We start from the raw sequence: 9,688 nt of genomic DNA on the forward strand, positions 1-9,688 counted from the left end.
GCCCAGCTCCAGGGCGAGGTCGGCGACGGCGTCCACGTCCTCGTCGGCCAGGTCCGGGGCGATCTTGACCAGCAGCGGGACGCGGCGGCCGGTGACCGAGCGGTCGGCGGCCTCCCGTACGGCCGTCAGCAGCGGGCGCAGGGACTCCGTGGCCTGGAGGTTGCGCAGCCCCGGGGTGTTGGGCGAGGAGACGTTGACGACCAGGTAGTCCGCGTGGCGGGCGAGGCGCTCGGTGGAGATCACGTAGTCGGCGGCGGCCTCGGCCTCCGGCACCACCTTGGTCTTGCCGATGTTGACGCCCACCACGGTCCTGAAGACCGGCTTGCGGGCGGCGAGGCGGGCCGCGACGGCCTCGGAGCCCTCGTTGTTGAAGCCCATGCGGTTGATCAGCGCACGGTCGGGGACCAGGCGGAAGAGCCGCTTCTTGGGGTTGCCGGGCTGGGCCTGGCCGGTGACGGTGCCGATCTCGACGTGGTCGAAGCCGAGCATCGCCATGCCGTCGATGGCGACGGCGTTCTTGTCGAAGCCGGCCGCGAGACCGAAGGGGCCGTGCATGCGCAGGCCCAGGGCCTCGGTGCGGAGTCCCTCGTAGCGGGGGGCCAGGGCCGCGGCGACGAAGGTGCGCAGCACCGGGGTGCGGGCGGCGAGGCGGATCCACCGGAAGGCCGTGTAGTGGGCCTTCTCGGGGTCCATCCGCTTGAAGACCAGATTGAAGAAGAGCTTGTACATCGTCCGAAATATCCCTTGTCAGGTCATGAAAGGGGGGACACCGACCGCTGTGGCGTCGGTGCCCCCCTTCCGGACGGGCTGCTAGTCGCGGGAGGCGTTCAGGTGCTCCGCGTGCTCCTGGAGGGAGCGCACGCCGACCTCGCCGCGGCCGAGCGCCTCGATGCCCTGGACGGCGGCGGCGAGCGCCTGGACCGTCGTCAGGCACGGGACGCCGCGCGCCACGGCCGCCGTGCGGATCTCGTAGCCGTCGAGGCGGCCGCCGGTGCCGTACGGGGTGTTGACGATCAGGTCGACCTGGCCGTCGTGGATGAGCTGGACGACGGTCTTCTCACCGTTCGGCCCCTCGCCCTCGCTGAGCTTGCGCACGACGGTGGCGTTGATGCCGTTGCGCTTGAGCACCTCGGCGGTGCCGGAGGTGGCCATCAGCTCGAAGCCGTGGGCGACGAGCTCGCGGGCCGGGAAGACCATCGAGCGCTTGTCGCGGTTGGCGACGGAGATGAAGGCGCGGCCCTTGGTCGGCAGCGGGCCGTAGGCGCCGGCCTGGGACTTGGCGTACGCCGTGCCGAAGACGGAGTCGATGCCCATGACCTCGCCGGTGGAGCGCATCTCCGGGCCGAGGACGGTGTCGACGCCGCGTCCCTGGATGTCGCGGAAGCGCGACCAGGGCATGACGGCCTCCTTGACGGAGATCGGCGCGTCCAGCGGCAGGGTGCCGCCGTCGCCCTCCTTGGGGAGCATGCCCTCGGCGCGCAGCTCGGCGATGGTGGCGCCGAGCCCGATGCGGGCGGCGGCCTTCGCGAGCGGGACGGCGGTGGCCTTCGAGGTGAAGGGCACGGTCCGGGAGGCGCGGGGGTTGGCCTCCAGCACGTAGAGGATGTCGCCCGCCATCGCGAACTGGATGTTGATCAGGCCGCGGACGCCGACGCCCTTGGCGATGGCCTCGGTGGAGGCGCGCAGGCGCTTGATGTCGAAGCCGCCGAGGGTGATCGGGGGCAGGGCGCAGGCCGAGTCGCCGGAGTGGATGCCGGCTTCCTCGATGTGCTCCATGACGCCGCCGAGGTAGAGCTCCTCGCCGTCGTAGAGGGCGTCCACGTCGATCTCGATGGCGTCGTCGAGGAAGCGGTCGACCAGCACGGGGCGGGTCGGCGAGATCTCGGTCGACTCCGCGATGTAGGACTCCAGGCGGGTCTCGTCGTAGACGATCTCCATGCCGCGGCCGCCGAGCACGTAGGACGGGCGGACGAGGACCGGGTAGCCGATCTCGTCGGCGATCGCCTTCGCGCCCGCGAAGGTGGTGGCGGTGCCGTGCTTGGGGGCCGGCAGGCCGGCCTCGGCCAGGACACGGCCGAAGGCGCCGCGGTCCTCGGCGGCGTGGATGGCCTCGGGCGAGGTGCCGACGACCGGGACGCCGTTGTCCTTGAGGGCCTGGGCGAGACCGAGGGGGGTCTGGCCGCCGAGCTGGACGACGACGCCGGCGATGGGACCGGCCAGCGACTCGGCGTGGACGATCTCCAGCACGTCCTCGAGCGTCAGCGGCTCGAAGTACAGGCGGTCGGAGGTGTCGTAGTCCGTCGAGACGGTCTCGGGGTTGCAGTTGACCATCACGGTCTCGTAGCCGGCGTCGCTGAGGGCGAAGGAGGCGTGGACGCAGGAGTAGTCGAACTCGATGCCCTGGCCGATGCGGTTCGGGCCGGAGCCCAGGATGATCACCGCGGGCTTGGTGCGGGGGGCGACCTCGGACTCCTCGTCGTAGGACGAGTAGAAGTACGGGGTCTTCGCGGCGAACTCGGCGGCGCAGGTGTCGACCGTCTTGTAGACCGGGCGCACGCCCAGGGCGTGGCGGACCTCGCGGACGACGTCCTCGCGCAGGCCGCGGATCTCGGCGATCTGGGCGTCGGAGAAGCCGTGGCGCTTGGCCTCGGCGAGGAGCTCGGGCTCCAGCTTCTCGACGGAGGCGAGCTCGTCGGCGATCTCCTTGATCAGGAAGAGCTGGTCGACGAACCACGGGTCGATCTTGGTGGCCTCGAACACCTCCTCCTGGGTGGCGCCGGCGCGGATGGCCTGCATGACGGTGTTGATGCGGCCGTCGGTCGGGCGGACCGCGACGCGCAGCAGCTCGTCCTTGTCGCCGGGCTCGCCGACGAAGGTGAACTGCGAGCCCTTCTTCTCCAGGGAGCGCAGGGCCTTCTGGAGGGCCTCGGTGAAGTTGCGGCCGATGGCCATGGCCTCGCCCACCGACTTCATGGTGGTGGTGAGGGTGGCGTCGGCGGCCGGGAACTTCTCGAAGGCGAAGCGCGGGGCCTTGACGACGACGTAGTCGAGGGTCGGCTCGAAGGAGGCCGGGGTCTTCTCGGTGATGTCGTTCGGGACCTCGTCGAGCGTGTAGCCGATGGCCAGCTTGGCGGCGATCTTGGCGATCGGGAAGCCGGTGGCCTTCGACGCGAGCGCCGAGGAGCGGGAGACGCGCGGGTTCATCTCGATGACGATGACGCGGCCGTCGTCCGGGTTGATCGCGAACTGGATGTTGCAGCCGCCGGTGTCGACGCCGACCTCGCGGATGATCGCGATGCCGATGTCACGCAGCCGCTGGTACTCGCGGTCGGTGAGCGTCATGGCCGGGGCGACGGTGATGGAGTCGCCGGTGTGGACGCCCATCGGGTCGAAGTTCTCGATGGAGCAGACGACGACCACGTTGTCCTTGGTGTCGCGCATCAGCTCCAGCTCGTACTCCTTCCAGCCGAGGATGGACTCCTCCAGGAGCACCTCGGTGGTCGGGGAGAGCGTGAGGCCCTGGCCGGCGATGCGGCGCAGCTCGTCCTCGTCGTGGGCGAAGCCGGAGCCGGCGCCGCCCATGGTGAAGGAGGGGCGGACGACGACGGGGTAGCCGCCGAGGGTCTCGACGCCCTTGAGGACGTCGTCCATCGAGTGGCAGATGACCGAGCGGGCGGACTCGCCGTGGCCGATCTTGGCCTTGACGGCCTCGACGACACCCTTGAAGAGGTCGCGGTCCTCGCCCTTGTTGATGGCCTCGACGTTGGCGCCGATGAGCTCGACGCCGTACTTCTCCAGCACACCCTGCTCGTGCATGGAGATCGCGGTGTTGAGCGCGGTCTGGCCGCCGAGGGTGGGCAGGAGCGCGTCGGGGCGCTCCTTGGCGATGATCTTCTCGACGAACTCGGGGGTGATCGGCTCGACGTACGTGGCGTCGGCGATCTCCGGGTCGGTCATGATCGTCGCGGGGTTGGAGTTCACCAGGATGACCCGCAGGCCCTCGGCCTTGAGGATGCGGCAGGCCTGGGTGCCGGAGTAGTCGAACTCGGCGGCCTGGCCGATGACGATCGGGCCGGAGCCGATGACCAGGACGGACTGGATATCGGTGCGCTTAGGCACGCTCGGCCTCCATAAGGCTGACGAAGCGGTCGAAGAGGTAGGCGGCATCGTGCGGGCCGGCGGCCGCTTCGGGGTGGTACTGGACGCTGAAGGCCGGCTGGTCGAGCAGCTGGAGGCCTTCGACGACGTTGTCGTTCAGGCAGACGTGCGAGACCTCGGCGCGGCCGTAGGGGGTCTCGGAGACCTTGTCGAGGGGCGCGTCGACGGCGAAGCCGTGATTGTGCGCGGTGACCTCGACCTTGCCGGTGGTGCGGTCCTGGACCGGCTGGTTGATGCCGCGGTGGCCGTACTTCAGCTTGTAGGTGCCGAAGCCGAGGGCGCGGCCCAGGATCTGGTTGCCGAAGCAGATGCCGAAGAGCGGGGTCTTGCGCTCCAGGACGCCCTGCATGACGGCCACGGGGCCGTCGGCGGTGGCCGGGTCGCCCGGGCCGTTGGAGAAGAAGACGCCGTCCGGGTTGACCGCGTACACGTCCTCGACGGTGGCGGTGGCGGGCAGCACGTGCACCTCGATGCCGCGCTCGGCCATCCGGTGCGGGGTCATGCCCTTGATGCCGAGGTCGACGGCGGCGACGGTGAAGCGCTTCTCGCCGATCGCGGGGACGACGTACGTCTCCTTGGTGGCGACCTCGGCGGAGAGGTTCGCGCCCTTCATCTGCGGCTGCGCCTGGACCTTCGCCAGCAGGGCCGCGTCATCGGCGATCGTCTCGCCGGAGAAGATGCCGACGCGCATGGCGCCGCGCTCGCGCAGGTGGCGGGTCAGGGCGCGGGTGTCGACGCCGCTGATGCCGACGACGCCCTGCTTGACGAGCTCCTCGTCCAGCGAGCGCTGCGAGCGCCAGTTGGACGGGACGCGCGCGGGGTCGCGTACGACGTAGCCGGAGACCCAGATGCGGGAGGACTCGGGGTCCTCGTCGTTGACGCCGGTGTTGCCCACGTGGGGGGCGGTCATCACGACGACCTGCCGGTGGTACGACGGGTCGGTGAGGGTCTCCTGGTAGCCGGTCATGCCGGTGGAGAACACGGCCTCGCCGAAGGTCTCCCCCACTGCGCCGTAGGCGCGGCCGCGGAAGATACGGCCGTCCTCCAGGACGAGTACGGCGGGAGCTTTGGCTGCTCCCCTGGTGGAGGTCGTCATCGTTCGGCGCCTTCCGTCGTGATGGATTGGTTCATGGAGTTGATGGCCTCGACCCATGCGGCGTGCTCGGCCGCGCGGTCGGAGCGGAATCCGGAGTCGATCAGCTTGTCGCCGTGCGCCCAGGTGACGACGAGCAGACCGCCCTCGGTGAGTACCTTGCCCGCGATTCCCTTGTCGAGGCGGGCGCCGCGCAGTCGCGGGGCCGGTACGAAGAAGTCGGTGGCACCCGGACGGACCACGTGGAGGCCCGCGTCGGTGAGGGTGAGTTCCACCCGGCTGCGCACTCCCAGACCGTGGGCGACGATCCGGTCGAGCCATTGCCCGGCGGTGGTGGACCCGTGGTACCGGCCGGTCAGGGCCAGCCGGTGCTCGGGGAGACCGTCGGGGGCGGCGGGCAGCTCCGGCAGATCGCTCTGCAGGGCGCCGCGCCATTTCCAGCCCTGCCGCATCAGCCAGTAGACGAAGGCGATGAAGACGAGCAGACCGATCACCCACGCGATGCGGGCGCCCCAGTCCGTCACCTCCGCCGACTGTCGTTCGGCGGCCTCGGCGGCCAGTTGGATTACTGCAGGTGTCACGCCAGTTTCCCGTCCACGACCGTTGCCCGGCCCCGCAGGAAGGTGTGAGTGACGCGCCCCGGCAGCTCACGGCCCTCGTAAGGCGTGTTGCGGCTGCGGGAGGCGAAGTGTGCGGGGTCCACGACACCACGGTACGAGGTATCGACCAAGGTCAGGTTCGCGGGTTCACCTGCCGAGACGGGCCTGCCGTGCTGGTGGGACAGGCCGCCGATGCGGGCCGGGGCGAAGGACATGCGGTCGGCGACGCCCGCCCAGTCCAGCATCCCGGTCTCCACCATCGTCTGCTGGACGACGGAGAGCGCGGTCTCCAGGCCCACCATGCCCATGGCGGCGGCGGCCCACTCGCAGTCCTTGTCCTCGTGGGGGTGCGGGGCGTGGTCGGTGGCGACGATGTCGATCGTGCCGTCGGCGAGCGCCTCGCGCAGGGCCATCACGTCGCGCTCGGTGCGCAGCGGCGGGTTGACCTTGTAGACCGGATTGTACGAGCGCACCAGCTCGTCGGTGAGGAGCAGGTGGTGCGGGGTGACCTCGGCGGTGACGTCGATGCCGCGGGACTTGGCCCAGCGGACGATCTCGACGGAGCCGGCGGTGGAGAGGTGGCAGATGTGCACGCGGGAACCGACGTGCTCGGCGAGGAGGACGTCGCGGGCGATGATCGACTCCTCGGCGACGGCCGGCCAGCCGCCCAGGCCGAGCTCCGCGGAGACGGTGCCCTCGTTCATCTGGGCGCCCTCGGTGAGGCGGGGCTCCTGGGCGTGCTGGGCGACGACGCCGCCGAAGGCCTTCACGTACTCCAGGGCGCGGCGCATGATCACGGCGTCGTCCACGCACTTGCCGTCGTCGGAGAAGACGGTGACGCGGGCGGCGGACTCGTGCATGGCGCCCAGCTCGGAGAGCTTCTTGCCCTCCAGGCCGACGGTGACGGCGCCGATCGGCTGCACGTCGCAGTAGCCGGATTCCTTGCCCAGGCGCCAGACCTGCTCGACGACGCCGGCGGTGTCGGCGACCGGGAAGGTGTTGGCCATCGCGAAGACGGCGGTGTAGCCGCCGGAGGCGGCGGCGCGGGTGCCGGTCAGGACGGTCTCGGAGTCCTCGCGGCCGGGCTCGCGCAGGTGGGTGTGGAGGTCGACGAGGCCCGGGAGGAGGACCTGGCCGGCGGCCTCGATGACGGTGTCGACGCCCTCGGCGGACAGGCCGGTGCCCACCTGCGCGATGGTCTCGCCGTCGATCAGGACGTCCTGCGGTTCGCCGCCGAGGACCTGCGCACCGCGGATAAGGATCTTGCTCATGGTTACTTGTTCTCCTCGGTGCGGGCGGTGGTGACGGCGGGCTCGGAGCCTCCGAGCAGCAGGTACAGGACGGCCATGCGGATCGAGACGCCGTTGGCGACCTGCTCGACGACCGTGCAGCGGTCGGAGTCGGCGACCTCGGCGGTGATCTCCATGCCGCGGACCATGGGGCCGGGGTGCATCACGATGGCGTGCTCGGGCATCTTGGCCATGCGGGCGGCGTCCAGGCCGTAGCGGCGGGAGTACTCGCGCTCGGTCGGGAAGAACGCGGCGTTCATCCGCTCGCGCTGGACGCGGAGCATCATGACCGCGTCGGACTTCGGGAGCACCTCGTCCAGGCTGTACGAGATCTCGCAGGGCCAGTTCTCGACGCCGACCGGCACCAGGGTGGGCGGGGCCACCAGGGTGACCTCGGCGCCGAGGGTGTGCAGCAGGTCGACGTTGGAGCGGGCCACGCGGCTGTGCAGGACGTCGCCGACGATGGTGATCCGGCGGCCGTCGAGGCCCTTGCCGAGACCGGCGTCCCGGCCGACCAGGCGGCGGCGCATGGTGAAGGCGTCGAGCAGGGCCTGGGTGGGGTGCTGGTGGGTGCCGTCACCGGCGTTGATCACCGGGGCGTCGATCCAGCCGGAGTTGGCGAGCCGGTAGGGGGCGCCGGAGGCGTGGTGGCGGATGACGACCGCGTCGACGCCCATGGCCTCCAGGGTCTGGGCGGTGTCCTTGAGGGACTCGCCCTTGGAGACGCTGGAGCCCTTCGCGGCGAAGTTGATGACGTCGGCGGAGAGGCGCTTCTCGGCGGCTTCGAAGGAGATCCGGGTGCGGGTCGAGTCCTCGAAGAACAGATTGCAGATCGTGCGGCCGCGCAGGGTGGGCAGCTTCTTTATCGGCCGGTCGGCGACGCGGGCCATCTCCTCGGCGGTGTCGAGGATGAGGACGGCGTCGTCGCGCGTGAGGTCGGCGGCCGAGATGAGGTGGCGCTTCATCTGGGTGCTCCGTAAGTCGGGAGGGCAGGCAGGCTGGGCTGACGGTGGGGCGGGCAGGGCAGGCCGGGGCACGGGCCCCGCCGCGGGGCCCCGTACCGGGGTGGGCTACTGCGCTGCTGCCTGGACGGTCCGCTGGCCGAGCAGTACGGCGTCGCGGCCGTCCTCCTCCTGGAGCTGGACCTTGACGGTCTCCCGCAGCGAGGTGGGCAGGTTCTTGCCCACGTAGTCGGCGCGGATCGGAAGTTCACGGTGGCCGCGGTCGACGAGGACCGCGAGCTGGACGGCGCGGGGGCGGCCGAGGTCGCCGAGCGCGTCGAGGGCGGCGCGGATGGTGCGGCCGGAGAAGAGCACGTCGTCGACGAGGACCACGAGACGGCCGTCGATGTCGTCGCCGGGGATCTCGGTGCGGCCGATGGCCCGGGCGGGCTTCATCCGCAGGTCGTCGCGGTACATGGTGATGTCGAGGGAGCCGACCGGGATCTTGGTCCCGGTGATCTCCTCGAGCTTGGCGGCCAGCCGGCGGGCGATGTACACACCGCGGGTGGGGATGCCGAGGAGCACCACGTCGTCGGCGCCCTTGGCGCGTTCGACGATCTCGTGGGCGATACGGGTCAGCACCCGGGCGATGTCCTGCGCCTCCAGCACGGGGCGCATCGCTTCATCGGGAGAGACCTGGGAAACCTGGCTGTCCATGAAGAGGACCTCCTTCTCCGCCTCACGGGACGGACCTTAAAGGACGTCTGATGTACGCCGTCCACGGTAGCAGGGCCCGGCGGGCACCCGCGCACCGGGGCCGCGCGTTCCCCCTCGTACGAGGGCGTCGCTGACCATTCGCTCGTACGAGGGCGTCGATGACCATTCGGCTTGACGCATCCAGGTAACGCTGCGTAACCTCACAGTGAGTTACCAGCCGCGCGGCGGAGCCGCACGTCACAGCGTCCGGGAGCCTTATGTCCAGCGAATACGCCAAACAGCTCGGGGCCAAGCTCCGCGCCATCCGCACCCAGCAGGGCCTCTCCCTCCACGGTGTCGAGGAGAAGTCCCAGGGCCGTTGGAAGGCCGTGGTGGTCGGTTCGTACGAGCGCGGGGACCGCGCCGTGACGGTCCAGCGCCTGGCCGAGCTGGCGGACTTCTACGGGGTTCCGGTCCAGGAGCTGCTCCCGGGCACGACCCCCGGCGGAGCCGCCGAGCCGCCGCCGAAGCTGCGCCTCGACCTGGAGCGCCTGGCGGGCGTGCCCGCCGAGAAGGCCGGCCCGCTCCAGCGTTACGCCGCGACCATCCAGAGCCAGCGCGGCGACTACAACGGCAAGGTGCTGTCGATCCGCCAGGACGACCTGCGCACCCTGGCCGTCATCTACGACCAGTCCCCCTCGGTCCTGACCGAGCAGCTGATCAGCTGGGGCGTCCTGGACGCCGACGCGCGTCGCGCCGTGGCCCACGAGGACATCTAGTCCCCCGGCCGGGCCGGCCACCAGCAGAAACGTACCGGCGGGTGCCGGGCCCCCTCCCAGGGGTCCCGGCACCCGCCGGTTTTTCATGCTCCCCGCGCTCCCCGCGCCTCAGTGCTCCTGTGCGCCCCTGCCG

The 9,688-nt window shown here is 70.7% G+C and carries 8 protein-coding genes; 1 reads left to right on the forward strand and 7 read right to left on the reverse strand.

The window, feature by feature from the left end:
* From VR44_RS14155 to pyrR, 7 genes are all read right to left on the reverse strand, one after another.
* Positions 1–729, reverse strand: a 729-nt coding sequence (locus VR44_RS14155) for a quinone-dependent dihydroorotate dehydrogenase (protein ID WP_045947833.1), incomplete at its 3' end; no start/stop codon positions are given.
* Positions 730–810: 81 nt separating this feature from the next.
* Positions 811–4,119, reverse strand: a complete 3,309-nt coding sequence (carB, locus tag VR44_RS14160; protein WP_045947834.1) for a carbamoyl-phosphate synthase large subunit — start codon at positions 4,117–4,119, stop codon at positions 811–813.
* Positions 4,112–5,254, reverse strand: coding sequence for a glutamine-hydrolyzing carbamoyl-phosphate synthase small subunit (gene carA, locus VR44_RS14165; protein ID WP_045947835.1), 1,143 nt, complete (start codon positions 5,252–5,254; stop codon positions 4,112–4,114). The genes carB and carA overlap by 8 nt, the downstream gene beginning before the upstream one ends.
* Positions 5,251–5,832, reverse strand: coding sequence for a PH-like domain-containing protein (locus VR44_RS14170; RefSeq protein ID WP_045947836.1), 582 nt, complete (start codon positions 5,830–5,832; stop codon positions 5,251–5,253). The genes carA and VR44_RS14170 overlap by 4 nt, the downstream gene beginning before the upstream one ends.
* The gene (locus tag VR44_RS14175) at positions 5,829–7,121 is read right to left on the reverse strand and encodes a dihydroorotase (protein WP_045947837.1); all 1,293 of its coding nucleotides are present in this window, start codon (positions 7,119–7,121) and stop codon (positions 5,829–5,831) included. The genes VR44_RS14170 and VR44_RS14175 overlap by 4 nt, the downstream gene beginning before the upstream one ends.
* A 2-nt stretch (positions 7,122–7,123) precedes the next feature.
* Positions 7,124–8,104, reverse strand: coding sequence for an aspartate carbamoyltransferase catalytic subunit (locus tag VR44_RS14180; RefSeq protein ID WP_045947838.1), 981 nt, complete (start codon positions 8,102–8,104; stop codon positions 7,124–7,126).
* 105 nt (positions 8,105–8,209) lie between these two features.
* The gene (gene pyrR / locus VR44_RS14185; protein ID WP_045947839.1) at positions 8,210–8,797 is read right to left on the reverse strand and encodes a bifunctional pyr operon transcriptional regulator/uracil phosphoribosyltransferase PyrR; all 588 of its coding nucleotides are present in this window, start codon (positions 8,795–8,797) and stop codon (positions 8,210–8,212) included.
* A gap of 257 nt (positions 8,798–9,054) precedes the next feature.
* Between pyrR and bldD the strand changes: the two genes are divergently transcribed.
* Positions 9,055–9,555, forward strand: a complete 501-nt coding sequence (gene bldD / locus VR44_RS14190; RefSeq protein WP_007263032.1) for a transcriptional regulator BldD — start codon at positions 9,055–9,057, stop codon at positions 9,553–9,555.
* The last annotated feature ends 133 nt before the right edge of the window (positions 9,556–9,688 follow it).

Source organism: Streptomyces katrae, assembly GCF_000966975.1.
In the GTDB taxonomy this organism is placed as follows: domain Bacteria; phylum Actinomycetota; class Actinomycetes; order Streptomycetales; family Streptomycetaceae; genus Streptomyces; species Streptomyces katrae.

Coding starts and splice junctions, on each gene's coding strand:
- pyrR (WP_045947839.1), bottom strand. CDS start 8,797: ATGGACAGCCAGGTTTCCCAGGTCTCTCCCGATGAAGCGATGCGCCCC.
- carA (WP_045947835.1), bottom strand. CDS start 5,254: ATGACGACCTCCACCAGGGGAGCAGCCAAAGCTCCCGCCGTACTCGTC.
- VR44_RS14180 (WP_045947838.1), bottom strand. CDS start 8,104: ATGAAGCGCCACCTCATCTCGGCCGCCGACCTCACGCGCGACGACGCC.
- VR44_RS14175 (WP_045947837.1), bottom strand. CDS start 7,121: ATGAGCAAGATCCTTATCCGCGGTGCGCAGGTCCTCGGCGGCGAACCG.
- bldD (WP_007263032.1), top strand. CDS start 9,055: ATGTCCAGCGAATACGCCAAACAGCTCGGGGCCAAGCTCCGCGCCATC.